23 protein-coding genes are annotated in these 24,941 nt (G+C 63.0%); 12 read left to right on the top strand and 11 right to left on the bottom strand.

The genetic code is table 11. The annotated features are described in order from the left end of the window. Positions 1–23: 23 nt before the first annotated feature. Entirely contained in the window at positions 24–1,010 is a 987-nt protein-coding gene (locus NKH70_RS20280; protein ID WP_352714631.1) for an alpha/beta fold hydrolase, read from the bottom strand. A 149-nt stretch (positions 1,011–1,159) separates the two neighbouring features. On the opposite strand from NKH70_RS20280, the gene NKH70_RS20275 reads away from it, so the two are divergent. The 5 genes from NKH70_RS20275 (at position 1,160) to NKH70_RS20255 (ending at position 8,564) form a co-directional block, all read left to right on the top strand. Next, positions 1,160–1,909: a competence/damage-inducible protein A gene (locus tag NKH70_RS20275; protein WP_352910806.1), complete on the top strand. Its 750-nt coding sequence runs from the start codon at positions 1,160–1,162 to the stop codon at positions 1,907–1,909. Positions 1,910–1,986: 77 nt separating this feature from the next. Further along, entirely contained in the window at positions 1,987–2,820 is an 834-nt protein-coding gene (locus NKH70_RS20270; protein ID WP_352714634.1) for a universal stress protein, read from the top strand. Positions 2,821–2,948: 128 nt separating this feature from the next. Beyond that, positions 2,949–3,449, top strand: a complete 501-nt coding sequence (gene gpt / locus NKH70_RS20265) for a xanthine phosphoribosyltransferase (protein ID WP_023674762.1) — start codon at positions 2,949–2,951, stop codon at positions 3,447–3,449. Positions 3,450–3,646: 197 nt separating this feature from the next. Then, positions 3,647–4,135 (top strand): NUDIX hydrolase, encoded by a 489-nt coding sequence (locus NKH70_RS20260; protein ID WP_352714638.1) that lies wholly within the window; start codon positions 3,647–3,649, stop codon positions 4,133–4,135. Positions 4,136–4,799: 664 nt separating this feature from the next. Beyond that, positions 4,800–8,564 carry a vitamin B12-dependent ribonucleotide reductase gene (locus tag NKH70_RS20255; RefSeq protein ID WP_353025883.1) on the top strand — a complete coding sequence of 1,255 codons (3,765 nt, stop codon included), beginning with the start codon at positions 4,800–4,802 and terminating at the stop codon, positions 8,562–8,564. Between the two features lie 166 nt (positions 8,565–8,730). Here the strand turns inward: NKH70_RS20255 and NKH70_RS20250 are convergent, their stop codons facing one another. Beyond that, on the bottom strand, positions 8,731–9,741 hold the full coding sequence (locus NKH70_RS20250) for an MBL fold metallo-hydrolase (protein ID WP_352978875.1): 1,011 nt from the start codon (positions 9,739–9,741) through the stop codon (positions 8,731–8,733). 829 nt (positions 9,742–10,570) lie between these two features. After that, positions 10,571–11,590 (bottom strand): GH25 family lysozyme, encoded by a 1,020-nt coding sequence (locus tag NKH70_RS20240; RefSeq protein ID WP_352714640.1) that lies wholly within the window; start codon positions 11,588–11,590, stop codon positions 10,571–10,573. A gap of 259 nt (positions 11,591–11,849) precedes the next feature. Here NKH70_RS20240 and NKH70_RS20235 point away from each other — a divergent pair, with 259 nt between their 5' ends. Continuing rightward, the gene (locus NKH70_RS20235) at positions 11,850–12,764 is read left to right on the top strand and encodes a hypothetical protein (protein WP_352910814.1); all 915 of its coding nucleotides are present in this window, start codon (positions 11,850–11,852) and stop codon (positions 12,762–12,764) included. Positions 12,765–12,777: 13 nt separating this feature from the next. Here NKH70_RS20235 and NKH70_RS20230 read toward each other — a convergent pair whose 3' ends face one another. The 5 genes from NKH70_RS20230 to NKH70_RS20210 form a co-directional block, all read right to left on the bottom strand. After that, positions 12,778–12,990, bottom strand: a complete 213-nt coding sequence (locus NKH70_RS20230) for a hypothetical protein (RefSeq protein ID WP_023717422.1) — start codon at positions 12,988–12,990, stop codon at positions 12,778–12,780. Positions 12,991–13,108: 118 nt separating this feature from the next. After that, positions 13,109–13,507, bottom strand: coding sequence for a GFA family protein (locus tag NKH70_RS20225; RefSeq protein WP_352714642.1), 399 nt, complete (start codon positions 13,505–13,507; stop codon positions 13,109–13,111). A 197-nt stretch (positions 13,508–13,704) separates the two neighbouring features. Then, positions 13,705–14,661, bottom strand: a complete 957-nt coding sequence (locus NKH70_RS20220; protein ID WP_352714644.1) for an alpha/beta fold hydrolase — start codon at positions 14,659–14,661, stop codon at positions 13,705–13,707. A gap of 24 nt (positions 14,662–14,685) precedes the next feature. Next, positions 14,686–15,171 (bottom strand): SRPBCC family protein, encoded by a 486-nt coding sequence (locus tag NKH70_RS20215; RefSeq protein WP_352714646.1) that lies wholly within the window; start codon positions 15,169–15,171, stop codon positions 14,686–14,688. Between the two features lie 123 nt (positions 15,172–15,294). Next, positions 15,295–15,543 carry a ParB N-terminal domain-containing protein gene (locus NKH70_RS20210; RefSeq protein ID WP_352492428.1) on the bottom strand — a complete coding sequence of 83 codons (249 nt, stop codon included), beginning with the start codon at positions 15,541–15,543 and terminating at the stop codon, positions 15,295–15,297. A gap of 154 nt (positions 15,544–15,697) precedes the next feature. Here NKH70_RS20210 and NKH70_RS20205 point away from each other — a divergent pair, with 154 nt between their 5' ends. From NKH70_RS20205 to NKH70_RS20185, 5 genes are all read left to right on the top strand, one after another. After that, positions 15,698–17,338 carry a N,N-dimethylformamidase beta subunit family domain-containing protein gene (locus NKH70_RS20205; protein WP_352714648.1) on the top strand — a complete coding sequence of 547 codons (1,641 nt, stop codon included), beginning with the start codon at positions 15,698–15,700 and terminating at the stop codon, positions 17,336–17,338. A 1-nt stretch (position 17,339) separates the two neighbouring features. Beyond that, on the top strand, positions 17,340–18,707 hold the full coding sequence (locus NKH70_RS20200) for an aminotransferase family protein (protein WP_352714649.1): 1,368 nt from the start codon (positions 17,340–17,342) through the stop codon (positions 18,705–18,707). A gap of 7 nt (positions 18,708–18,714) precedes the next feature. Further along, a complete protein-coding gene (kce, locus tag NKH70_RS20195) occupies positions 18,715–19,644 on the top strand; it encodes a 3,5-dioxohexanoate:acetyl-CoA acetone transferase (protein ID WP_352714651.1) in 930 nt (309 codons plus the stop codon). Between the two features lie 209 nt (positions 19,645–19,853). Beyond that, entirely contained in the window at positions 19,854–20,363 is a 510-nt protein-coding gene (locus NKH70_RS20190) for a GNAT family N-acetyltransferase (RefSeq protein WP_352714653.1), read from the top strand. Further along, positions 20,360–21,391: a histone deacetylase family protein gene (locus NKH70_RS20185; protein ID WP_352714654.1), complete on the top strand. Its 1,032-nt coding sequence runs from the start codon at positions 20,360–20,362 to the stop codon at positions 21,389–21,391. The genes NKH70_RS20190 and NKH70_RS20185 overlap by 4 nt, the downstream gene beginning before the upstream one ends. A gap of 18 nt (positions 21,392–21,409) precedes the next feature. On the opposite strand, the gene NKH70_RS20180 is transcribed toward NKH70_RS20185, so the two are convergent. Then, on the bottom strand, positions 21,410–22,675 hold the full coding sequence (locus NKH70_RS20180) for a cysteine desulfurase-like protein (RefSeq protein ID WP_352714656.1): 1,266 nt from the start codon (positions 22,673–22,675) through the stop codon (positions 21,410–21,412). A 47-nt stretch (positions 22,676–22,722) separates the two neighbouring features. Beyond that, positions 22,723–23,790 (bottom strand): aldo/keto reductase, encoded by a 1,068-nt coding sequence (locus NKH70_RS20175; protein ID WP_353025880.1) that lies wholly within the window; start codon positions 23,788–23,790, stop codon positions 22,723–22,725. Positions 23,791–24,189: 399 nt separating this feature from the next. On the opposite strand from NKH70_RS20175, the gene NKH70_RS20170 reads away from it, so the two are divergent. Continuing rightward, positions 24,190–24,336, top strand: coding sequence for a hypothetical protein (locus tag NKH70_RS20170; RefSeq protein WP_353025888.1), 147 nt, complete (start codon positions 24,190–24,192; stop codon positions 24,334–24,336). Between the two features lie 51 nt (positions 24,337–24,387). Here NKH70_RS20170 and NKH70_RS20165 read toward each other — a convergent pair whose 3' ends face one another. Next, entirely contained in the window at positions 24,388–24,894 is a 507-nt protein-coding gene (locus NKH70_RS20165; protein ID WP_352714660.1) for a DUF1993 domain-containing protein, read from the bottom strand. Positions 24,895–24,941: the final 47 nt, after the last annotated feature.

Raw genomic sequence — 24,941 nt, 5'->3', positions numbered from 1 at the left:
ATGCGCGAGGTCCCGGGAGGGTGTCAGCTGCCGGTGTCGGACTTCGGCGCAAATGCGCGGTCGGCAATGCGTTCGATGAAAGCGACGACCCGTTCCGGCTCGACGAATTGCGGCATGTGGCCAAGCCCCTCGACCGGCTCGAAATCGAGCCCGCTGATCTTTTCCATCACCGGCCAGCCATGGATATCGATGCCCAGAACGATGTCGGAAGCACCAAACAGAATGCCGGCCGGCATGGTGATCTCACCATAGCGTTGCTCGATGCGGCCAAGATCCTGCTCGATGGCCACGACATCGGTCGACGTTGCGTAGAAATGGCTTGGCCTTAGCCCGCACCAGCCGCCGCCCTCGACCATATAGTCGGCCGGCGTCGCCTGCGGCGCGAAGATGAAGGCCAGCGTGCGCTCTGCGTATTTGAAAGCCGCCGGGATCGCCATCGTATGAGCCATGATCCGGCGCCGCAGCGGCGACTTGACGTATAGCGGGCCGAACTTCTCGCGCGCGTCCAGCTCCAGATGGGTCAGCGGTGCCAGCAAGGCGATGCCGGAAATCGCCTCTGGATGCTCGACAGCCAGCGTCAGCGCGATGGCGCCACCCAGCGAATGGCCGACGACCAGAGGCTTTTCCAGCCCAAGCGCCTCAATAAAGCGCCGCACGATCTCGGCCTGCTCGGGCAGCCGTCCGCTGGCGCCCCCGGCCCGCACCGAATAGCCGGAACCCGGACGATCGAGCGCGATCAGCCGATAGTTCGGGCCGAAGCGTCCGAACAGCCTGTGGCGGAAATGATGAAGCTGCGCGCCAAGGCCGTGCAGGAAGACGATCGGCCGCCCCTCGCCCGTCTCGACATAATGGATGCGGTTGCCGTCGATCTCGATGAATTTACCGCTGGCCGGCACCAGCTTTTCGGCTTTCGCCGCAATCCGCCGCGTCGCCAGAAACGGATAGGCTGCCATGACGAGCGCCAGCAAAAACAGCACGCCAAGCAGCCATAGAAGAATCGATAACGGCATGTTCTTGCTCAAGGCCCCAAACCGGCACGCAGCATCACCCGCCGAAGGGTCCACTGCAAGGGAGGTGGTACAGGTGGATCCGTGGTTTGGCGGCATTGCCGCCGGCCGTTCCCCGCGCTATCTCAGGCGACCCGTTGCCGGAGCCTGCCATGACCGAAATCGTCACCGCCGCCATGCTCGTCATCGGCGACGAGATTCTGTCCGGCCGCACCAAGGACAAGAACATCGGCCACCTCGCCGACATCATGACGGCGATCGGCATCGACCTGAAGGAAGTGCGTATCGTTGCGGACGAGGAAGACGAGATCGTCGCTGCGGTGAATGCGCTGCGCGCCCGCTACACCTATGTCTTCACCACCGGCGGCATCGGCCCGACGCATGACGACATCACCGCCGATTCCATCGCCAAGGCCTTTGGCGTGCCATGCGAATACGACGCCAAGGCCTACGCCCTGCTGGAAGCAAGCTATGCTGCCCGCGGCATCGAATACACCGAGGCGCGCAAGCGCATGGCCCGGATGCCGCGCGGGGCAGACCACATCGACAATCCGGTGTCGGTTGCGCCGGGCTTTCGCATTGGCAACGTCCATGTCATGGCCGGCGTGCCGGCGATTTTCCAGGCGATGCTCGACAATGTCGTGCCGACGTTGCGGGCCGGCACCAAAATGCTGTCGGCAACCGTGGAATGTCCGCTCGGCGAAGGCCTGATCGGCGGCCCGCTGGGCGACATCCAGAAGGAGCATCCGGACACGATCATCGGCTCCTACCCGAAATATGGCGACGGCAAATTCTGGACCGAACTGGTGGTGCGCGCCCGCAGCCAGCAGGCGCTGGACTCGGCACGCGCCGACGTAGAGGCTATGGTGGCGAGCTTGACCAGGGCAAGCAGAGTGGGCTGATCGGCCGGCCTGACGGAACCAGCATCGCGCAGTGACGTTTGTCACGAGTGGGATCGCCGTAAAACTGAGGGATTGCCATGCGCTTCAAGACCATCGTCGCCATATTGCAGAATGAACAGGACGCCGAACGCGTCCTCGACTGCGCGATCCCGCTGGCCAGCCGATTCCAGAGCCATCTGATCGGCATCCATGCCGAGGCGCTGCCCGTGCCCTACACCTCGGCCACCGGCTTTCCGGACACCGAGTTCCTGCAGGTTTCCGCCGACATGAACCGGGAGCGCGCCGAGAAGTTGCAGGCCGCCTTTCACAAGCGCATCGAGAATTCCGGCCTGTCGTTCGAGTGGCGCAGTCTCGAGAGTTTTTCCGGCGACAGTGCGCTGACCGGCATCTCGACCGTTCGCACCGCGGACCTGATCATCGCCGCCCAGCGCGAATCGGGCAGCGACCCGAGCGCCGACGTCGACACGCTGGTCTACGATGCCGGCCGGCCGGTGCTGGTGGTACCGCATTTGGGCCCCCTCGTCACCAGCTTCAAGCATGTGCTGCTCGCCTGGAACGGCAGCAAGGAGGCCGCGCGCGCGGCCTTCGATGCCCTGCCCTTCATCATCGAGGCCGAGAAGACGGACATCATCGTCATCGACCCGCCGGACACGCTCGACGAGGCGCCGGAAACGGCCGGCGCCGAGATCGCCGCCTCGCTGTCCAGGCACGGCGCGACCGTGAGCGTCTCGGTGCTGAGGTCCGGCGGCGCCTCGGTCGACGACATCATCCAGACCAGGGTCGCCGAATCGGGTGCGGACCTGCTCGTGCTCGGCGCCTACAGCCATTCCTGGCTGCGCCAGCTGCTGTTCGGCGGAGTGACGCGAACGGTGCTGCGCACCGCACCGGTGGCGGCTTTCCTGTCGCGGTAAGTTCGTAGGGACCGCTGGCAGGACAATCGCTTTGCCACTCCCCTTGCCAAGGCCAAGCCTTTCCAGTTAATTCCGCGCGCATTCCATAGTGTCTGCGCGCGATGCGCGCTTTGCGGAGTGCGCGAAAGATGTCCCTGCCCGAAAAAGCCTTCCCGGTCTCCTGGGACCAGTTCCACCGCGATGCGCGCGCGCTCGCCTGGCGGCTTGCCGGCGCCAACAAGGGGCAATGGAAAGCGATCGTCTGCATCACGCGCGGCGGCCTGGTTCCGGCCGCCATCATATCGCGCGAGCTCGGCATCCGCATCATCGAGACGGTCTGCGTCGCCTCCTACCACGATTATACCAGCCAGGGGCAGTTGCAGGTGCTGAAGGAGGTCACGCCGGCGCTGCTCGCCGATGATGGCGCCGGCGTGCTGATCATCGACGACCTCACCGACACCGGCAAGACGGCGGGCATCGTGCGCGCGATGATGCCCAAGGCGCATTTCGCCACCGTCTATGCCAAGCCGAAAGGCAGGCCGATGGTCGACACCTTCGTCACCGAGGTCAGCCAGGACACCTGGATCTATTTTCCCTGGGACATGGGCTTCACCTACCAGAAGCCAATCGCCGACGACCACGCCGGCTGATTCGCGCAAGGTGTTCCCTTCGGAACGCACTGGCGCACACTCCTTGAAAAAGTGCCGTCGCGCACGATATTTCCTGAATCTACGCCTCTTGGCGTAGTTAACAAGTCGATATGAAGTTTTTTACTTTCATTGCTTATGATTAGCCGTAAGATTCACGAGACGGCAAATGATTCTGGGAGCTGGGGCAAGCTTCTCCGATGTTGACGAGGCCAACGACGCATAACCATCTGGCCGAAAGGGTCCGGCGACTCTTCGGTACGGCGCCGTGTCGCCTGCAGGTTGCAGCGCTGCCCTGGCGCGATAGCGGGCACGGCGTCGAGATCATGCTGATCACCAGCCGCGACACCGGCCGCTGGGTGCTTCCCAAGGGCTGGCCGGAAGCAAAGGAGCCGCTTTGCGAGGCGGCGGCGCGCGAAGCCGGCGAGGAAGCCGGGCTGCGCGGCACGATCTCGCATCACGAGGCCGGCCGCTATTTCTATGCCAAGGTGCTGGCGTCCGGCGAGGAAGTGCCGTGCGAGGTGCTGGTATTCCCGCTGCACGTCGACAAGGTCGCCGACCGGTGGAAGGAAAAGCGGGCGCGCATCCGCAAATGGGTCAGCGCCGCCGAGGCGGTACGCATGGTCAACGAGCCCGACCTTTGCCAGATCATCGCTCATTTCGGTGCTGACCCGCATCGCTTCAACTGAGTCGGCACATGGCTTCCGAGTCGGCATGGTCTTCGCTGCGGCGAAGGGCCTTCGAGCGTCGGCACCAGGCTTGTGGCTACAAGCCATAAAAAACTGAATCAGCGCGCGCTTCTATCCCCGTTATCCACATATGTGACACACAAGATGTTGGGGTCATAAAAGCTACGCAAACGAATCCTTGACGCCGCAAAACGAGTCGCCTTTTATAGGCCATGCGCTCCTGTTGAGAGTGCGACCGGAAAAGTTTCGAGGCCGGTCTTTTTCCCGGAATATGTGCGTTTTGATCCGCATTCCCGCCTGTTTACGAGGCCGGCGAAGGCGTGGGATTTTGAAGCCTTGGGTGGCGAAAGGGGAGGATTGTCGGACTTGAATAAATTGTCTGTTAACACTATATTTAGTGTTTGCAGGTAGGTTCGACGCTAGATAATGTGAATTTCCCTCGATCGAGGGCGTTACAAAAAGTTTTCAGTTTTGAGGGACCCACAGGGTCCGTGAGCGCGTTGGACAGCGGCCTCGCAAGAGGTTCGACCGGCAGGGCGGCGGAGACTGTGACGATGAGAGCCGGGGTTTTCGAACGCCGGCAGACGGCGGCCATGCGCGTTTCGTCAAGAGGGCAGAAATCCTCTGGGAAAAGCGCTATATGTAGACAAAAGGGACCGGACCAATGCGCATCGAGCGTCGTTTCACCAAGCCAGGGCAATCAGCTTACGCGGAGATCGAATTCCGCAAGGCGCTTTCGGAGATCAAGAATCCGGATGGCTCGGTGGTGTTCCGCTTGGACAATATCGACGTGCCGGCGCAGTTCTCCCAGGTTGCCGCCGATATCCTGGCGCAGAAATATTTCCGCAAGGCGGGCGTCCCGGCACGGCTGAAGAAGGTCGAAGAGACGCAAGTCCCCTCATTCCTGTGGCGCTCCGTCGCCGACGAAGCTGAACTGGCAAAGCTGCCGGAAGCCGAGCGCTACGGTTCCGAGACCGATGCCCGCCAGGTCTTCGACCGGCTTGCCGGTACTTGGACCTATTGGGGCTGGAAGGGCGGCTACTTCAAGTCGGAGGAAGACGCGCGCGCCTTCCGCGACGAGCTCGCCTATATGCTGGCCACCCAGCGCGTCGCGCCGAATTCGCCGCAATGGTTCAACACCGGCCTGCATTGGGCCTATGGCATCGACGGTCCCAGCCAGGGCCATTTCTATGTCGACCCGTTCACCGGCAAGCTGACCAAGTCGAAGTCTTCCTACGAGCATCCGCAGCCGCATGCCTGCTTCATCCAGGGCGTGCAGGACGACCTCGTCAATGAAGGCGGCATCATGGACCTGTGGGTGCGTGAGGCGCGCCTGTTCAAATACGGCTCCGGCACCGGCTCCAATTTCTCATTCCTGCGCGGCGAAGGCGAAAAGCTGTCGGGCGGCGGCCGCTCGTCGGGGCTGATGAGCTTCCTCAAGATCGGCGACCGTGCTGCGGGCGCCATCAAATCGGGCGGCACGACGCGTCGCGCCGCGAAAATGGTCATCGTCGACGCCGACCATCCCGATATCGAGGAATTCATCGACTGGAAGGTCAATGAGGAGCAGAAGGTCGCCTCGCTGGTCACCGGCTCGAAGATCGTCAAGAAGCACCTCGAAGCGATCATGAAAGCCTGCATCAACTGCGAAGGCAACGGCGACGATTGCTTCGACCCGGCGGTCAACACAGCGCTGAAGCGCGAGATCAAGGCGGCCAAGAAGGACGCGGTGCCGGAGAACTACATCTACCGCGTCATCCAGTTCGCCAAGCAGGGCTATACCTCGATGTCGTTCAAGACCTACGACACCGACTGGGATTCCGACGCCTATCTCACCGTTTCCGGCCAGAACTCCAACAATTCGGTGTCGCTGAAGGACGATTTCCTGCGCGCCGTCGAGCAGGACGGCGACTGGCATCTCACCGCCCGCAAGGACGGCAAGGTGCTGAAGACGCTGAAGGCGCGCGATCTCTGGGAAAAGATCGGCTATGCCGCCTGGGCGTCGGCCGATCCGGGCCTGCATTTCAACACGACGATGAACGACTGGCACACCTGCGCCTCGGCCGGTGCGATCCGGGCATCCAATCCGTGCTCGGAATACATGTTCCTCGACGACACCGCCTGCAATCTGGCCTCGATCAACCTTCTGCCCTACCGCAACGCCGACGGCACTATCGACATCGCCGCCTACGAGCACACGGTGCGGCTGTGGACCATGGTGCTGGAAATCTCCGTCATGATGGCGCAATTCCCGTCGAAGGAGATCGCCAAGCTCTCGTACGAATACCGCACGCTCGGCCTCGGCTACGCCAATATCGGCGGCCTGCTGATGACCTCGGGCATTCCCTATGATTCCGACGAGGGCCGCGCCATCTGCGCCGCCCTCACCGCGATCATGACCGGCACGGCCTATGCGACTTCGGCCGAAATGGCCGCCGAGCTCGGCGCCTTCCCCGACTATGACCGCAACGCGCAGAACATGCTGCGTGTCATGCGCAACCACCGCCGCGCGGCCTATGGCGAAAGGGACGGCTACGAGAAGCTTGCCGTCAACCCAGTGCCGCTGGTCGCCTCAGACCTCAAGCAGCAGGAGCTTGCCTACCATGCCAAGGCCGCCTGGGACCGCGCCATCGAGCTCGGCGAGGAGCATGGCTACCGCAATGCGCAGGCAACGGTGATCGCCCCGACCGGCACGATCGGCCTGGTGATGGATTGCGATACCACCGGCATCGAGCCCGACTTCGCGCTGGTAAAATTCAAGAAGCTCGCCGGCGGCGGCTATTTCAAGATCATCAACCGCGCGGTGCCCGAAGCGCTGCGCACGCTCGGCTATTCCGAGGCCCAGATCGCCGAGATCGAGGCCTATGCCGTCGGCCACGGCAATCTCAACCAGGCGCCGGGCATCAATCCCGGCTCGCTCAAGGCCAAAGGCTTTACCGACGACAAGATCGCTGCGCTCAATGCCGCGTTGAAGTCGGCTTTCGACATCAAGTTCGTCTTCAACCAGTGGACGTTGGGCGCCGACTGGGTGAAAGAGACGTTCGGCTTCACCGATGAGCAGCTCAACGATTTCTCGTTCGAGATGCTGCCGGCGCTGGGCTTTTCCAAGAAAGACATCGAGGCCGCCAACATCCATGTCTGCGGAGCGATGACGCTGGAAGGCGCGCCGTTCCTGAAGGCCGAACACCTGCCGGTGTTCGACTGCGCCAGCCCGTGCGGCAAGATCGGCAAGCGTTCGCTGTCGATCAACAGCCACATCATGATGATGGCGGCGGCACAGCCCTTTATCTCCGGCGCCATTTCCAAGACCATCAACATGCCGAACGACGCGACGGTGGAAGATGCCAAGGGCGCCTACATGCTGTCGTGGAAGCTGGCGCTGAAGGCCAACGCGCTCTATCGCGACGGCTCGAAGCTGTCGCAGCCGCTCAACGCCTCGCTGCTCGCCGATGGTGAAGAGGACGAGGACGAAGCCGTCGAGCAGCTGATCGCGGCACCGGCCGCACAGCGCGCCGTTCAGGTGACCGAGAAGATCGTCGAGCGCGTCGTCGAGCGTCTCTACCGCGACCGCGAGAAACTGCCGAACCGCCGCAAGGGCTACACCCAGAAGGCGGTCGTCGGCGGCCACAAAGTCTATCTCAGGACCGGCGAGTTCGACGACGGCCGTATCGGCGAGATCTTCATCGACATGCACAAGGAAGGTGCCGCCTTCCGCGCGATGATGAACAACTTCGCCATCGCCATTTCGCTCGGCCTGCAATATGGCGTGCCGCTCGAGGAATTCGTCGAGGCCTTCACTTTCACTAAATTCGAGCCGGCGGGCATGGTGCAGGGCAACGACGCCATCAAGAACGCCACGTCGATCCTCGACTATGTCTTCCGCGAACTTGCCGTCTCCTATCTCGGCCGCAACGACCTCGCCCATGTCGATCAGTCGGACTTCGACAAGACCGCACTCGGGCGCGGCATCAACGAAGGCAAGGCGACGCCCTTCTCCAAGGGTCTCACCCGCGGTGCCTCGCCGGTCAAGCTGGTGTCGGGCATGGGTGCCGAGCCCAAGGGCTTTGCCGGTTCGGGCTCCGGAACTCCGGCCCGTACCGCCCCGACCGCCTTCTCCGGCTCCAACGTGCTGACGCTGAAGCCGGCAAGCGACGAAGCCATCGCCTACAAGCGCGACTACGAGGAGCGCGCCAGGGAACTGGTCGAGGACATCGTCTACGCGGAAGCGTCCGACCCGACGGAGCTGTTCACCGACGAGGCGGCGAAAGAAGCAGCCGAAGCCAAAGCGCTCGCCGCCAACCGGCGCCAGCAATCGCTGATGCAGGGCTACACCGGCAACGAATGCTCGGAGTGCCACAATTTCACGATGGTGCGGAACGGGACGTGTGAAAAGTGCGATACTTGTGGGGCTACGAGCGGGTGCAGCTGAGATAGCTGATAGGCAAGTTGATCGCTTAGAGGTGGGTTGACGGCAACCCACCTCTAACGGTCAAAACAAGCCGATCAGGCACGCCCGATGCCTAGCTACTCAAAGCTCGCGACGTTGCTCGTGCGGTCGTTCAAACGCTGTGCTCGGCCCTAACCCAATAAGCGGGTCAGTAGTCCCAGACAGCCGGCACGCAACGAAAGACATCGCCGTCCACCGCCACATGGCAGATAGACGGGAACGGCAGGTGAGTGGCCACCAGCGGCTCGCGGGTCGCCGCCAGCTCCCGCAAAAGATTGATGCGGACGCGGGCCGCCTCCTCGGGGTCGTGTTCGAAGCCGTTGTGCCAGTCGGGTTGGTCGAACCCGACCTGGAACACGGCGTCGCCGGCGAAGGTCAGTCGATCGCCGCCGGACGCTAGGCGGACCACGCTGTGCCCGGGGGTGTGGCCACCGGTGAGCGTGACGGCCACCCCCGGCGCCACCTCGTGCTCCGTCTCAAACGGCCGCAACTGGCTGTGGTAGTCGTTCACGAACCGCTTGGCCGCCCGCCGCAGCGCATCCGGGAACCCCGTTGGCATGGAGACGCGGGAGAAATCGGGCGACTCCCAGAACTTGAGCTCGGCGGCCGCCACGTGAATCCGCAGATCCGGACGCAGCCGGTCCTTCACCCCGTCGATGAGCAGCCCGCCGATATGGTCCATGTGCATATGGGTAAGCACCACGTCGGTGACTGATGCGAGATCGATGCCGGCGGCCTCCAGTCGCGAGACCAACCGCCCGGCCCTCGGCAAGTGCAAGTCCGGGTCCATCCCCAGCCCGGCGTCCACCAGTATGGTCCGGTCGCCGCTGCGTACGACGACCACGTTCAGCGGCCACTCGAGCACGTCCGGCGGCAGGAACATGTCGTCCAGCCAAGCCTCCCGGAGGGCCGGGTCGACGTTGTATGCCATAACCGGCGCTGGTATCGGCAGCACTCCATCGCTGACCACCAGCACGTCGATGTCGCCGACCTGCAGCGCGTAGCGCGACGGAACCAATTCGGGCTCCGGTCTACCGTTGCTGTGCTTGGCGTTCAGGCTGTCGGCGCAGTGCTGGATCGAGGGGTGTGAAATGTTGTCCAAGCTCATGTTTGTCTCCTGCTGACCAGTCGTGCGGGTTTTTGTTTCTGCCTGCGACATGATGCGCTCCTGTTTTGCGTGATCGAGACGTGTCGGTCACAAGCCACGTCGGGGACCCTATGGGGAAGCGTGTCGGCTATCGAGCTACACCTGAGGATGGGTCAGCCTGTGCTCTCAGTGGACCGCAGCGAGGATTTGGTGGTGAAGAGGCTGGCATGAGGGAGTAGACGCCCTCGCCCACCGAACGGCGCCCTGCGCTCAGCGTTGACTCGAAGCCGTCCTCGATATCCGCGACGATGTGCTCTTTCGAGCAGGAAGGATGTCAGGAGGAGCTGCTATTCAACTACGTCAGTGTAGATGATCGGCCGCTGGCCATAATGACATTTCCAACCGAAGAGGTTGCGCAATGCGTTACGCGGCGGTCATCGAAAAAGCCGGAAACAATTTTTCCGCTTAGCTGCCGGACCTACCCGGCTGCATTGCGATCGGTGCTCGAGGTGGAAACCGAAATTCGCGACGCAATACGCTTTCACATCGGAGGCTTGCGAGCCGATGGACTGGATGTGCCCAAAGGGGTCAGCTTGGCGAATATATAGAGGCGTAGAGCCGCCAGCCGAACCAAGGGCTGGTAGCTATCACCGCGCGTTTCTCTTCGACGGCACGGCATGGATCCTAGGGTCTGCGCTCCGCTTCGCGTTCGCTCCGCCCTAGGATGACGAAGACACGGAGGCCGAAGGCCAATCGCCAAGGCCGGTAACTAGCGGGAACATCCCTTCCTTCGTCATCCTAGGGCGGAGCAGGAGCGAAGCGACGTTGCGGAGACCCTAGGATCCACGCCGTGACCGCGGCGGGATACCGACGGTGGAAGCCAAGCACCCGACCCGCCGCGCTACTCCGCCTCGGCCACCATCTGCCGGCCGCCAGTCCAGTCTCGCCAAGCCTTCTCATCGCCGTGGAAGACGTTGAGGTCGATGCGGCCCCTCACCCCGTGCGACAGGCCAGAGCCGGAATATTGCCAGAACAGCCATTTGCGGTCGGGATAGACCTTTGATGGGTGCGCCGCCACGGCGCGCAGCCAGAATGGGTAATCGGGAAAGGCGCCCCTGAGATTGTCGCGGTAGAAGTCGGGCGCGGTGTAGATGATCGGGCGCTGGCCGTAGTGGCGCTCGAGCTTGTCCATGAACACCTGCATCTTTTCCAGCACCTTTTGCCGCGACGGGCGGCGCTTGCAGCTCGATTCGCCGTTCCACTCGACGTCGATCACCGGCGGCAGCGCGCCCTCGACCCTCGGCACGTTGCGGATGAACCAGTCGGCCTGCTCGCCGGCGGTGCGGCACCAGTAGAAGAAGTGATAGGCGCCGCGCTTGAGGCCGGCGGCGTCGGCATTGCGCCAGTTCCTGGTAAACATCGGGTCGATATGATCGCCGCCGTCGGTGGCCTTGATGTAGGCGAAGTTGGCGCCCTGGGCGCGCAGCTTTTGCCAGTTCACATTGCCCTGCCAGCGCGAAACGTCGACGCCGTGAACGGCAAGGCGCCTTGGCGAGGAGGACTTGCCGAAATTGATCGGCTTGGCGTCGCGAAAGCCATAGCGCGTGACCGGCTCGGCAAGCATCGCCGGTGCTGCGCGTGCCAGCCGCTTCGGCGGCGACATCAGCGCGATCACCTCGGCCGGCGGTTCGACGCCCTGATCGGGTACGTCCATCGCGACCGGCTGTTCGTCCTGCTCCTGTTCGGCAAAAGCGGGCGCGGCATCAGTTTTCGCCACGGATGCCACCGGCGCGGGTGGCCGTACAACCGAGCTGGTGGTCTCGCTGGACGGCATTTGCAGCGCATCGACGCCGGAGGTCGACGTGCAGCCGGCAAGGCACAGCGCTGCGATCGAAAAGATGACGACGCCTGATATCCGCATCTGGACCTGTACGCAAAACACAACAGACCGAAGGCAGGACAACGCCGCCGGACAAACCAAGCTGGATTCCTAACAAGAAACTACCAACAAAGTTTGAATCGACTTGTTAGGGCTTTGTATCGGGAAATCGGCCGGACAGAGGGGCGCTATCCCTCCGACGTTCGGCCACGTCGCTGCCTCGCAATCCCGCTTGACAACTCACTGCATGAGATTAGTCTCCCCTAATCTTACAGTGTAAGGCCATACTTGGGAGGACGTCATGCAGCCTGCCGCCTTGTCAGAATTGCAGCCCGTCGTCCCGCCGGAGCCGCACTCGCCTGCCATCAGGATTGACGAGATATCCCGCGACCTCAGCCGCGTTATCGAACGCGCCGAGGTCAATGCCTGGCTCGATCTCTATCGCGCCGCTCCGGCAGACTTTGCCGCAAGGCAAGGCTTGGCCATCGCCGAAGATGGCGATCTCGTCTGGACCACCTGCACGACGATCCCGTTCATCCATTTCAACTGCGTCAAGAATTTCGGTGTCGATAGCGCGGCCACCGAGAGCCGGCTCGATGCGCTTCTGACGCATTATCGCGAGGCCGGTATTCTGCGGCCCTGGTTCTACACCAATCCGCATACCGAGCCCGCGACGCTCAGCTGCTGGCTCGAGGCACGCGGCCTGCAGCGTCAGGGCGGCTGGGAACGCATCTTTCGCGACGCCACGCCATTGCCAACGGAGCCGCTTTTCCCGACGAAGGATGTCTCGGTCGAGCGGGTGACGCCGGCAACGGCAAGAGAATGGGCTGGGTTCATCGACAGCCAATATCGGTTGCCGACCTCACCGTGGTTGCTGGTGCTGGCCGGCCGGCGCGGCTGGCATCATTACATGCTGCGGCGGGAGGGCACGGTGGCGGCGGTGCGCTCGATGTTCATCGGTGCCGACGGCATGGCCTGGAGCGGCATCGACGCACCGGTGCCCGGCATCATGGCGCCGAGCTTCGACCTCGATGCAATGCTCGGCGAACCGATGGTGCGCGACGGACTTGCGGCCGGTGCAAAACTGTTCGTGGCCGACATCGAGGCGCCGCACGCCGAACGCGACGGGCCGGCGTATCGCAACTATGCGCGCCTCGGCTTCAGGCTCGCTTATTTCCGCAGCCATTACAGCTATTTGCCGGCAAATTCCGGCTGACCGCTTCAAGACCCTAGCCGCACAGCCACAGCTTGTGGCAGGTCGTGGCCATCAAGTGGGCCGGCGGTACAAAACGATCGTTGACCGCCACATCATCGTCCGCCCGGCGGACCTTTTCCTCGAGCAGAGTGCGAAGTTCCGCCGGCTGCACGCGGTCGCGCTCCATCACCAGCTTGATCATCGGATCGCTCAAGAGTTCGTCCAGGGTGTTGATGCTGTCGTTCATCCGTCGCCTCCTCGACTGCCTGCCCGCACACAATAGATAGGCAGCAATGATGGCCCACCAATGACGCTTTGCCGGCTATCTCGTGTCGCTTCGGATTAAATTTTGTCCAGATTTCACCTCAAACCGGCGGTGGCGCGCCTTCATATTGCGGCAGGCCGTCGTCGATCTGAACCCAGGGCTGCTTCGAGGCGGTCCAGATGTGCATCTCAGGCCTGAACACTGAGGGATCGTCGAGCGAGCCAGTGGTGACGCCCACGATGCCGGCGGAATCGCGTCGGGAAAACATCGTCGTGCCGCAGCGCGGACAAAAGCCGCGCTTGAGATCGGGGGAGGAATTCACCATCGCCAGCGGTCCTTCGACCGTCACATCGTCGATGCGGAACAGCACGCGCGCGTTGAAGGCGGCACCCAGCGCCTTCTGGCAGATCCGGCAATGGCAGACGCGCTCATTGATCGGTGCCGCCTCGGCGCGGTAGCGCACCGCCCCGCATAAACATCCACCCTGATATCTTGCCATTGCTCCGATCCGTCATTTGGAGAAGATCGGCGAACCGTAGCGACGGGCATGGCAGCGTCAATTGAAAAGCTTTGATAGGGCGCCATCGGTTCCTGTGATCCGGCCGATACACGATGCCCGACGCGCCGGGCCCAAGGCCTCATGCCGCGAAAACCGGCCATCTCGCGAGAGACGGCCGGCAGACAATTGACCGGGCGTCAGTTAGTTTCGTTGACGACCTCATCCCAGGTCTTGACCTTGGTCTCGCCATTGAGGAACGGCAGCGCGGCAGCTGTCAGTTCCGGCGCGAAGAACACGTCGTAATGGGTGCGGTTCGGCACGATCGCCAGACGGTTCTGCGACAGGTTCTCGCGCATCCAGCCGGCGTCCTTCAGCCCGCCGCCAAGCATCTGATAGAATTTGATCTCGTGCTCGGGCCGGTACATGTCGCTGTCGCCGAACACCAGCATCACCGGCATTTTCAGCTTCGGCACGTCGGCCGAATAGTCGTAGTCCTTGCGCATGTAGGCGCCGAGCTGGTCAAGGAGTTTCGGAAAATCCTCCGGATGCAGCGCGACCGCGACGTAGGATTTGTACATCGGCGTGTCCTTCATCATGTCGGCCATCGCCGCGCCGACTTGTGCCTGCTGGCCACGCATCTCGGCATAGAAGCCGTCCGCGGCGTAGCCGGTCGAGACCAGGACGAGCCGTCGCACCACGTCGGGATGCTGCACGGCCATGCGGAAGGCGACGCCGCCACCCAGCGAATAACCCATGACGTCGACCTTGTCGTAGCCGAGCGCCTTGACGATCGCCGCCATGTCGTCGCCCATCGCCTCCAGGCTGAGCGGCCGATCGCCGAGCGCGGTGCGGCCATGGCCCTGCAGGTCGACCCCGATGACGGTGCGGTTTTCGGTAAGCTTCGGCAGGATCGGCGCGAACATGTCGGTCGTGCCGAGACCGCCATGCAGCAGGAGCAGCGGCTCGCCCTTGCCATAGACGGCGTAATAATAGTTCAGGCCGTTGATCGGCAGCAGGCCGGATTTTTCCGGCGTCGGCAGTGTTGCGGTTGCGGTCGTCATGGCGGGCTTGGCCTCCTCTGCGTTGATGGTGCCCGGCGCCGCAAAGAGCGCGGCGGCCGAGGCGAAAATGGCAAAAAATATAGATCTGGACATATCAGTCTCCCTCTCCCGTTTGCATCAAAGTCGCTTTGCGACCTCCTCGAGCTGTTCGGCGCACTGGCCCCAGCCCTCGTGAAAACCCATTTTCTCGTGCTGTTCGCGGTCGGCGACCGACCAATGCGCAACCCGGGCGATGTAGCGGGTCTTGCCCGTGCCCTCGTCCTCGAGTGTCACAATCCCGGTCATGAACGGTTTGGCGGAAGGCTCCCACGCCTTGGTATAGGCATCGGTGAAGACGAGCTTCCTGCCCGGCACGACTTCGAGGAAGACGCCGGGGTTCGCAAACTCGTTGCCGTCAGGACCGGCCATGACGACGAGGCTGGTACCGCCGGGCCGAACATCCATCTCCGCGCGCGGCGTCGTCCACGGCTTCGGCGCGAACCATTGCGTCAAGAGCTTCGGCTCGGTCCAGCAGCGATAGACGTTCTCGCGCGGCGCATCGATGATGCGGGCGAGAACCAACTCGCGGTCGGAGTTGGGGGCGATGTCGAGCTTGGTGGTCATGGTGTTTCCTCACATGTCGGTTTTGGCTTTCGTGTCTAGGACGAACCGACAAGACGCAAGCCGACACGGTTCGCGAGAAAAAATCCGCGGGACCGGAGATTCGAACGACGGAAATGAGTGGCTTCAGTGACGCTTGGCTTGCACCAGATAGGCGTCGATCTCGGTCTCGCCGAGCCACTTGGCCGCTTCCAGCCGATGCAACCCTTCGACGAGGATGTGGCGCTTGCCGTCATGGCGCACCTGGATCGGCATCTTCATGCCGTTTTCCAGAATGTCCTCGGCCAGATGGCGGACGGTTTCGGGATGCAGCGTCTTCTTGCGCGCGGTCGGCACGTAGATGTCGTCGACCCTGACCTTTTGCACTCTCAGCATATCGGCTCCCATGCGGACAAGGCCGCCCTTGTGAGATAGTCTGTTTGGCCGGCAAGGCCAAGGGAGCGGCCCGGCAATGGCTGGCCCGATCGTTTCCAATTGACGCTTGGCCGGCCGATGGCCGAAATGGCGGCCTTCGACCTTAGCGGTGTCCATGAACCATCTGCCGACAGAGTTTCCCGATTTCGGACTGACGCCGGAGCAGCGACGCCAGGCGGTGCGCAGCCATTACTGGGAATGGCCGGGGATGGATGGCGGGCGTGGCGAAATCTGGTGCTACAGCGACCGTTTTTCCTACCGTCCTGGCGACATGATGGCGCTGCATGTCAGTTCGACAGCCGCCAGTTTCGGCATCGCGATCATCCGCGACGGCGGCGCGGAAGCGACAATGTTCGAGGAGGCCGGTATCGCGGCGCGCTGGCAGGATACGCCGGATCAATGTTCGGTCGAAGGCTGCGGCTGGCAAGTGTCGTTCGAGTTTCGCATCGGCGACGATTGGCCGTCCGGCGCCTATCGCGTCACACTGACGGCAGATGGCCGGGACGGCGAGGTGATCCGCTGCCACCATCTTTTCGTCCTTGCGCCGCAACCCGGCAAGAAACCCGGCCGCGTGCTGCAGGTCGCGGCCACCGGCACCTGGCTCGCCTACAACACATGGGGCGGTTCCAACCATTACGAAGGCATCACCGGGCCAGGCCGCGACCAGTATGCACGAATGGTATCGACGCAGCGGCCGTGGTGCCGCGGCTTCGTCGTGCTGCCCAAGGACGCGCCGCGCGTGCCGCTCGAAGTCGCCGTGCAGCCGAAAACCGTGCCGCGCTATCCGCATATGGAATGGGCCTTTGCTACCGGCCATTCCAAGAAATACGCCTCGTCGGGCTGGGCAAGCTACGACAGCCATTTCTTCCGCTTCGCCGAGCGTGCCGGCTACGCCGTCGATCTCGCCAGCCAGCACGATCTGCATTTTTCGCCCGACATCCTCGACGGCTATGACTGCGTCGTCTTCGTCGGCCACGACGAATATTGGACCTGGGAAATGCGCGATGCGGTCGACACCTATGTCGAGCGCGGCGGCCATGCAGCGCGCTTTGCCGGCAATTTCATGTGGCAGACCAGGCTGGAGGACGAAGGGCGTCGGCAGGTCTGCTACAAATACCGCGCCCGCGCCGAGGACCCGGCCTATCGCGGCGGCGACATAAGGCGCGCCACTAACTCCTGGGAGGCGCCGGAAATCGGCCGGCCGGGTGCGGCGACCTTCGGCCTCAACGCGACAAGAGGCGTCTATGCCGGCTGGGGCGGCTGCGCGCCGCGCGGCGTGCGCGGCTTTCCGGTCTACCGGCCGGAGCATTGGGCCTTTGCCGGTACCGGCATCTACTATGGCGACCTGCTCGGCGCCGACAGCCATGTCTATGGTTACGAGGTCGACGGGCTCGACTTCGAGATCCGCGGCGGCCTGCCCTACCCCGAGCCCGACAGCGGCGCACCGGACGGCCTGCAAGTGCTGGCCGTCGGCATGGCGAGCCAGGTCGAGGAAAGCGCCGACATTCCGCTCAAGGACCAGTTTCTCGGCGACGAGGACGGGCGCTTCACCGCCGAAACGCTGTTCGGCGAGGCAAGCGATGCCAATCTCGACAAGGTCAAACGCGGCAACGGCATGATCGTCAATTTCCGGCGCGGCAAGGGCGAGGTGTTTCACGCCGGAAGCTGCGAATGGGTTGCCGGCCTGCTAAGGCAGGATGCGATGGTCGAGCGTGTCACCAGAAATGTCCTCGACCGCTATCTTGGAAAGTCATGACATGCTGAAGTCCCCTGCCCCGGAAGCCCGCGAAGCCTCGCATCTGTTTTATCTGTCCAGCCTGCGCCGGCCGTTGATCGACCGCGCCGAAGGCATCTACATGTGGACGCAGGACGGCCGCTGCTTCATCGACGGATCGAGCGGGCCGATGGTCGCCAATATCGGCCATTCCAACCGCAACGTGCTCGACGCGATGAAACGGCAGATGGACCGCGCCACCTTCGCTTACCGCCTGCATTTCGAGAACGAACCGGCCGAGGAGCTCGCGCGGCAACTGGCGGCCAAACTCCCCGAGGGCCTGGACCGCATCTTCTTTGTCTCCGGCGGCTCGGAAGCTACGGAATCCTGCATTAAGCTGGCGCGGCAATGGGCGGTCGCCACGGGCCAGCCCAGCCGCTGGAAGGTGATCACGCGCTTTCCCTCCTATCACGGCGGCACACTGGGTGCGCTCGCCGTCACCGGCGACGATGCGCTGGCCGAAAATTTTACGCCGATGATGCAGGTCATGCCGACCGTGCCGGCGCCCATCGCCTGGCGCGACCGCGACAATCTATCGATGGAACAGCGCGGCATCCGCTACGCCGATATGCTGGAAGAAAAGATCCTCGCCGAGGGGCCGGAAAGCGTGCTCGCCTTCATCATGGAGCCGGTCGGCGGCGCTGCCACGGCAGCACTTGTGGCGCCGGACAGCTATTATCCGCGCATCCGCGAGATCTGCGATCGCTACGGCATCCTGCTCATCCATGACGAAGTGATGAGCGGTGCGGGTCGCACCGGAAAATTCCTCGGCGGCGACCACTGGAACTGCAAGCCCGACATCGTTGCGCTATCGAAGGGGCTGGGCTCGGGCTACGCGCCGCTCGGCGCGCTGGCGGCACCGATGCGGCTGGTGCAGCCATTGCTCGCATCGGGCGGCTTCCAGCACGGCCATACTTATGCCGGCAATCCGCTCGCCTGCGCCGCCGGGCTCGCCGTACTCGGCGAAATGGACCGCCTCGGCCTAATCGCCAACGCGGCTGTCATGGGCGACCTTTTGATGGACGAACTGAAGGGATTGGCCAAACGGTTTCCATTCATCGCCGATGTCCGCGGCAAGGGCCTGCTCACCGGTGCCGAAATGGTCGCCGATCCCGACACTCTGAGGCCGATCGAGCCCGCGAAAATGGCCACCCAGCGCCTGCTCGACCTCGCCTATGAGCGCGGCCTGATCATCTACGGACGCAAGGTCAAGGGCGGTGTCGACGGCGACAATTTCATGGTCGCGCCGCCGATGATCGTCACCGCCGCGCAGATCGGCGAGATCGTATCCATCATCGGCGACTCGCTCGAGGTGCTGGCCGGCGAGCTCGACCTGCCGGTCGAAGGTTGAGGCGACCATGGCACCGCGAAAAGTCATTATCACCTGCGCCGTCACCGGGTCGGTGCATACGCCGTCGATGTCGCCGCATCTGCCGGTGACGCCGGACCAGATCGCCGCCGACGCGATCGCCGCCGCCGAAGCCGGTGCCTCGATCCTGCATCTTCACGCCCGCGACCCTAAGGACGGGCGGCCGACCGCCGACCCCGAGGTGTTCATGCAGTTCCTGCCGCGCATCAAGCAGGCGACCGATGCGGTGATCAACATCACCACCGGCGGCTCCTCGCTGATGACGCTCGACCAGCGGTTGGCCGCCCCGCTCAGGGCCGCGCCGGAAATGTGCTCGCTCAATATGGGCTCGATGAATTTCGCGCTGTTCCCCATGCTCGACCGGCCGCGGGAGTGGCAGCACGAATGGGAGCCGAAGCTGCTCGAAGCGACCCGCGACACGATCTTCAAGAACACCTTTGCCGACATGGAGACGGTGCTCGAAAAGCTTGCGCGCGGATGCGGCACGCGCTTCGAATTCGAATGCTACGATGTCGGCCATCTCTACTCGCTGGCGCATTTCCGCGACCGCGGGCTGGTGTCGGGACCGCTGTTCATCCAGTTCGTGTTCGGAATCCTCGGTGGCATCGGCGCCGATCCCGAAAACCTGGTCCACATGAAGCACATCGCCGACAAACTGTTCGGCGACAGCTACCAGTTTTCGGTGCTGGCCGCCGGACGCCACCAGATGCCGATGATCTCGATTGCGGCGGCGATGGGCGGCAACGTCCGCGTCGGGCTGGAGGACAGCCTCTACGACGGGCGCCAGCTCGCCAAGTCCAATGCCGACCAGGTGCGCCGCATCCGCAGCGTGCTCGACGGATTGTCGCTGGACGTTGCAACGCCGGCCGAGGCGCGGCAGATGCTGGCGCTCAAGGGCGGCGACCGTGTGGCGTTCTGATGGTTGTGGCCTGAGATGATTGTGATCCGTCACACCCCCCTCTGTCCTGCCGGACATCTCCCCCTCAAGGGGGGAGATTGGACATCACTGCGGCCTTCGCCAATTGCCGATGTTGCAGGATGGGCGACAAGATCGAAGCTACCAATCTCCCCCCATGAGGGGGAGATGTCCGGCAGGACAGAGGGGGGTGCCTGGGCACTCTGCCTGCCGTGAGTACGCCATCGACAAACGTACTTATCCGCCCCGGCACCAGCGAAGACGTCGAAACCATCCACGCCGCGCTCCTACGGCTGGGCGCGCATGTCGGCGCCCATCAGGAGATCGCCTCGACAGCTCAGGATCTCCGCACCTATGGATTTGGCGAAAAGCCTGCCTTCTCGACCTTGATCGCCGAAGTCGGCGGCGAATTTGCCGGGCTGTGCCTCTATTTTCCGATCTTCTCGACATGGATGGGCCGGCCCGGCGTCTATGTGCAGGACCTCTATATCGAGGACCGGTTTCGCGGCCGCAGGATCGGCGAGCGCCTGCTGCGCCGGGTCGCGGCGCAATGCCGCAAAGACGGCGGCGTTTACCTCAGGCTGTCCGTCGACACCGACAACGAGACCGCCAAGGCTTTTTACGAACGGTTGGGCATTGCCTGGTCGAGCTACGAGCAGGTGCAAAAGATCGTCGGCGAGGCCTTTTTCGCCTTTGCCGACGCACCGGAGGAGCCAACATGAAAGCCTTCTATGCCGAAGAACAGAAGCGCCACGACCCGAAGGCGTTCCTCTCAAGCGGCGCGCCGCAGCCCAATCCGGAAAAGCCGGTACGGGTCGAGCGATTGTTAGCCGGCGCAAAGGCTGCCGGCTGCACGATCGAACGGCCGCGGGATCACGGGCTCGGCCCGATTGCGGCGGTGCATACGCCGGAATATCTCGATTTCCTCCAGCATATCTTCGCGCGCTGGCAGCGCATCGAGGGCGCCTCGGCCGAGGTCATCCCCAACATCCACCCGATCGCGCGGAACGGCTCCTATCCGGCCTCGGCGGTCGGCCAAGCCGGCTACCACATGGCCGACACCGCCTGCCCGATCTCCGGGGAGACGTGGCAGAGCGCGCTTTGGAGCGCCTGGAGCGCGGTTGAAACCGCCGAGGCGGTGATGTCGGGAGCGCCGGCCGCCTATGCGCTGTGCCGGCCGCCCGGCCATCACGCCTTTGCCGATGTCGCCGGCGGCTTCTGCTTCATCAACAATTCGGCGGTCGCCGCACAGGTTCTGCGCAAGCAGGCGGCGCGGGTGGCGATCCTCGATGTCGACCTGCACCACGGCAACGGCACGCAAGGCATCTTCTATGCCCGGCCGGACGTGCTCACCGTGTCGCTGCATGCCGATCCGGTGCGGTTCTATCCGTTTTTCTGGGGCTATGCCGACGAGCGCGGCGAAGGCGCCGGCCTCGGCTACAATCTCAACCTGCCGCTGCCGCGCAAATCCGGCGATGCGGCTTTCCTCGAAGCGCTCGCGGCAGCGTTCCAGCGCATCAACGCCTTCTCGCCCGATGCGCTTGTGGTGGCGCTGGGGCTAGACGCCTTCGAAGGCGATCCGTTCGGCGGACTGTCGGTGAGCACGTCTGGTTTTTCGCGCATTGGCGAGGCGATCGCCGGGCTCGGCCTGCCGACGGTCATCGTCCAGGAAGGCGGTTATCTCTGCGACGAACTCGGCGACAATCTCACCGCCTTCCTCACCGGTTTTGGCGGCGCCCACAAGCGATGATCCGCCCGCGTGGCCCGCTCAGGATCGCTCCTGCCTCAGCATGGCGACAACGCGGTGCACGCTCTCCAGCGTCTCTTCGATCTCGGCTGCAGTGTTGTAATGAGCGATGCCGATGCGCACCACGCCCTGCTCGGCCGGAATGCCGAGCTGGTGCACGATCTCCCAGGCGTAGTTGTGGCCGGACCACAGGAAGATGTTTTCGGCATTCGTCTGCCGCACGATCGTCTCCGGCACGATGCCTTCGACAGTGAACGACACCGTCGGCACACGCTCATTGATCCGCTTCGGATCGGTGATGCCGTGGATGGTCAGGCCGGTAATATCCGACAGACCATCGATCAGCTGTTGCGCCAGCGGGTTCTCGTAAGCGATTGAAACTTCGAAGGCCTTGGCGATTTTCTGCCGACGCGACGCTTGCGCGCCGGCTGCCGCGCCCAGGTCGGCAAAATAATCGACAGCCGCCGACAGGCCGGCCATCAATTCAATTTGCGGCGTGCCGAGCTCGAAGCGCTCCGGCAGGGCATTGGACGAGCAGCGGCATTTGTACGGCTGCAGTGCATCGACGACGTCCAGCCTGGCCCACAAAATTCCCATATGCGGGCCGAAGAACTTGTAGGCCGAGCAGATCAGAAAATCGCAGCCGAGGTTTTGGACGTCGATCAGGCCATGCGGCGCGAACTGGACGGCATCGACGTAGACCAGCGCACCAGCCTGCCTCGCGATGCCGGTCAACGCCTTCACCCGGTTGATCGACCCGGTGAGATTGCTGGCATAGTTGAGCGCGACGAGCCGCGTCCTCTCGGAAAGCAGCGCGGCGAGTGCTGCCTCCTCGACCTGCCAGCTCTGCTGGTCGAAAGGCAGCCAGCGCACGACAAGGCCAAGGTCTTCAGCCAGTTGCAGCCAGGGCGAGATGTTGCCCTCATGGTCCATGCGGGTGAGGATGATCTCGTCGCCGGGTTTCATCGTACGGCCAAGCGTTCGCGACATCTGGTAGGTCAACGTCGTCATGTTGGCGCCGATAATGACTTCCTGCGGACTTGCCGCGCCAAGGAAATCCGCCATCGCCAGATGGGCCTCGTCGACAATGTCCTGTGCCGCAATGGTGGTCTCGAAGAAGCCGCCGAGATTGGCATTGGTGGTCAGTAAGCAACGCGATACTGCGTCCGCCACCGCCTGCGGCACCTGCGTGCCGGCAGGATTGTCGAGATAAATGCGCCTGCGGCCCTTGTCGGTCAACGACAAGGCCGGAAATTTCGCGCGCACCGCGTCGATCCGGAAGTCCATGGCTGTTCCCTCCCCTTATGACTATCGGACAACTACGTCCCGACGCATCAAGGGCACGGATTGCCGACGCGCTGGTGGATCGCGGCGACGGCTTTCTGCATCTCGTCGGTCCAGACCACGTCGGCGGAAGAGAGCGCCATTTCGAGTTGCGAAATGGTCGTGGCGCCGATGATGTTCGAGGTGACCAAGGGCCGGTTCGAGACATAGGCATTGGCAAACAGCGCCGGCTCCATGCCGAAGGTGCGCGCCAACCGGTTATATTCGAGCTGCACCTCGGCAGTATTCGGCGTCTCGTAGCGCTGGCCGCGGTTGAACAATTGCGAGCGCGAGCCCTGCGGCCGCGCGCCATGATCGTATTTGCCGGTCAAATAGCCTTGCGCCAGCGGCGAATAGGCAAGCAGCGACACCTGCTCGCGCTCGCAGACTTCGGCAAGGTTCACCTCGAAGGTGCGATTGACGAAATTATAAGCGTTCTGCAGCGAGGCGACGCGCGGGCCGAGGCCCTTGTCGGCTTCGGCAATGAAACGCATGACGCCCCAGGAATTCTCGTTCGACAGGCCGAAATGGCGGATCTTGCCGGCCTTCACCAGTTCATCGAATACGGCAAGCGTCTCGGCGATCGGCGTCTCGCCTTCCGGCACGCCGGCGGCATCGGATCGTCGCGGTACGGCCCCGATGCGGTTCGGATTGGCGCCCCACGGCACGTCGCGTTCCGGCCAATGGATCTGATAGAGGTCGATGTAATCGGTGTTGAGCCTGGCGAGTGACTTTTCAATAGCGTCGACGATATCGGCGCGCACCAGCTTAGACGGGCGGTCGCCGCGAAACCAGGTGTTGGCGGTGCGACCAACCACCTTCGAGGCGATGATCACCTGGCCGCGATTGCGCTTCTCCTTCATCCAATTGCCGATGATTGTCTCGGTACGGCCTTGTGTCTCCGCCTTGGGCGGGATCGGATAGAGTTCCGCGGTGTCGATGAAATTGACGCCGCGCGCAAACGCCAGATCCAGCTGGGCGTGACCGTCCGCCTCGGTGTTCTGCTGGCCCCAGGTCATCGATCCGAGGCAGATCTTCGACACGAAAAGATCGGTCTGGCCGAGACGGCGTTTGTGCATGGAGTTTCTCCGGCGGGAATTTTGCGCGGCTGCGCGAGGAGGAAGCAATAGCATACAGGAAAGCGCCGCCCGCTTCCAAGCCCACCGACGGCAGGTCAGGCGACTTTCCCAGGACGCCGGCGGACGGGGTTCATCCCAGCGGCCAATAAAAAGCCGGACTGCATGTGAATGCAGTCCGGAAGTTCGCCAGGAATGGCGAGGAAAAACCGGCCAAGGGCCGGCACTGAGGCCTACGGTCGAAGCACCGCAGAAGTTTCGCCGGAACAGCCGAATTATGTCAAAAAAGATCAGGGCAGCATGGCTGCCATGCGAATGCTGCACTGCACAATTGTCATGATCTGCCTATATTGACGGCCGTGGAGGTTCAATAAGGGGCTTGAATCATGGGATTCTTCACTGATGTTCGCCCGTCCGCGTCCGCGGGAACAGCTGCGCTATCGTGCGGCACTGGCGCTGCTCCATTCGATGAGCAATGCCGATCGCGCCGATATCGGCGTCAAGCCGGCCGATTTCCCGCGCATCGCCCGAGAAATGTCCCTGCGCTAAACAGCGCACCGTGAGATATCCCGCCGCAGCGGGAAATCTCACGAGCGGACCTCAACGCAATCCGAGGAAGATCGACTTGCCCAATGGCACGCCGTTGTGGCGCAGGATGTCGTAGGCGGTGGTCAGGTGGAAATAGAAATTAGGCATGGCGGCATGCAGCAGATACTGCATTCCCGGCATCGAAACCTCGCGTCCCGCAAGCCGCAGTTCGACCATTCTGTCATCTGAACCATCGAATTCGGCTGCCGAGAACGTGGCGAGTAGATCGAGCGTCTTGGCTATGCGCGCCTGCAGATCGGCGAAGCTCGCCTCATTGTCCTCGTATTTTGGCACCTCACGCCCGGCAAGCCGCGACGGCGCGCCCTTGGCGTGATCGGTGGCAATCTGTACCTGCCTGGTCAGCGCAAACATGTCCGGCGCCAGCCTCGCCGTCAGATACACCTGCGGATCGATCTTGCGATCAGCCGCATTTTGCTCGGCAATGTCCAGCACATTGGCTAGTGCCTTCAGCCTCGCCGAAAATACCGGCACGGATGCTTCATACATTGATATGGTCACAAGAAATCTCCACGCGGCCCGACTGCCGACGGCGAGAGGTAGCGCTT

This window comes from Mesorhizobium sp. M0991 (genome assembly GCF_040318915.1).
Taxonomy (GTDB): domain Bacteria; phylum Pseudomonadota; class Alphaproteobacteria; order Rhizobiales; family Rhizobiaceae; genus Mesorhizobium.
This window is presented reverse-complemented; position numbering and strand designations above follow the sequence as displayed.

Coding starts and splice junctions, on each gene's coding strand:
- NKH70_RS20280 (WP_352714631.1), bottom strand. CDS start 1,010: ATGCCGTTATCGATTCTTCTATGGCTGCTTGGCGTGCTGTTTTTGCTG.
- NKH70_RS20275 (WP_352910806.1), top strand. CDS start 1,160: ATGACCGAAATCGTCACCGCCGCCATGCTCGTCATCGGCGACGAGATT.
- NKH70_RS20270 (WP_352714634.1), top strand. CDS start 1,987: ATGCGCTTCAAGACCATCGTCGCCATATTGCAGAATGAACAGGACGCC.
- gpt (WP_023674762.1), top strand. CDS start 2,949: ATGTCCCTGCCCGAAAAAGCCTTCCCGGTCTCCTGGGACCAGTTCCAC.
- NKH70_RS20260 (WP_352714638.1), top strand. CDS start 3,647: ATGTTGACGAGGCCAACGACGCATAACCATCTGGCCGAAAGGGTCCGG.
- NKH70_RS20255 (WP_353025883.1), top strand. CDS start 4,800: ATGCGCATCGAGCGTCGTTTCACCAAGCCAGGGCAATCAGCTTACGCG.
- NKH70_RS20250 (WP_352978875.1), bottom strand. CDS start 9,741: ATGTCGCAGGCAGAAACAAAAACCCGCACGACTGGTCAGCAGGAGACA.
- NKH70_RS20240 (WP_352714640.1), bottom strand. CDS start 11,590: ATGCGGATATCAGGCGTCGTCATCTTTTCGATCGCAGCGCTGTGCCTT.
- NKH70_RS20235 (WP_352910814.1), top strand. CDS start 11,850: ATGCAGCCTGCCGCCTTGTCAGAATTGCAGCCCGTCGTCCCGCCGGAG.
- NKH70_RS20230 (WP_023717422.1), bottom strand. CDS start 12,990: ATGAACGACAGCATCAACACCCTGGACGAACTCTTGAGCGATCCGATG.
- NKH70_RS20225 (WP_352714642.1), bottom strand. CDS start 13,507: ATGGCAAGATATCAGGGTGGATGTTTATGCGGGGCGGTGCGCTACCGC.
- NKH70_RS20220 (WP_352714644.1), bottom strand. CDS start 14,661: ATGTCCAGATCTATATTTTTTGCCATTTTCGCCTCGGCCGCCGCGCTC.
- NKH70_RS20215 (WP_352714646.1), bottom strand. CDS start 15,171: ATGACCACCAAGCTCGACATCGCCCCCAACTCCGACCGCGAGTTGGTT.
- NKH70_RS20210 (WP_352492428.1), bottom strand. CDS start 15,543: ATGCTGAGAGTGCAAAAGGTCAGGGTCGACGACATCTACGTGCCGACC.
- NKH70_RS20205 (WP_352714648.1), top strand. CDS start 15,698: ATGAACCATCTGCCGACAGAGTTTCCCGATTTCGGACTGACGCCGGAG.
- NKH70_RS20200 (WP_352714649.1), top strand. CDS start 17,340: ATGCTGAAGTCCCCTGCCCCGGAAGCCCGCGAAGCCTCGCATCTGTTT.
- kce (WP_352714651.1), top strand. CDS start 18,715: ATGGCACCGCGAAAAGTCATTATCACCTGCGCCGTCACCGGGTCGGTG.
- NKH70_RS20185 (WP_352714654.1), top strand. CDS start 20,360: ATGAAAGCCTTCTATGCCGAAGAACAGAAGCGCCACGACCCGAAGGCG.
- NKH70_RS20180 (WP_352714656.1), bottom strand. CDS start 22,675: ATGGACTTCCGGATCGACGCGGTGCGCGCGAAATTTCCGGCCTTGTCG.
- NKH70_RS20175 (WP_353025880.1), bottom strand. CDS start 23,790: ATGCACAAACGCCGTCTCGGCCAGACCGATCTTTTCGTGTCGAAGATC.
- NKH70_RS20170 (WP_353025888.1), top strand. CDS start 24,190: ATGTTCGCCCGTCCGCGTCCGCGGGAACAGCTGCGCTATCGTGCGGCA.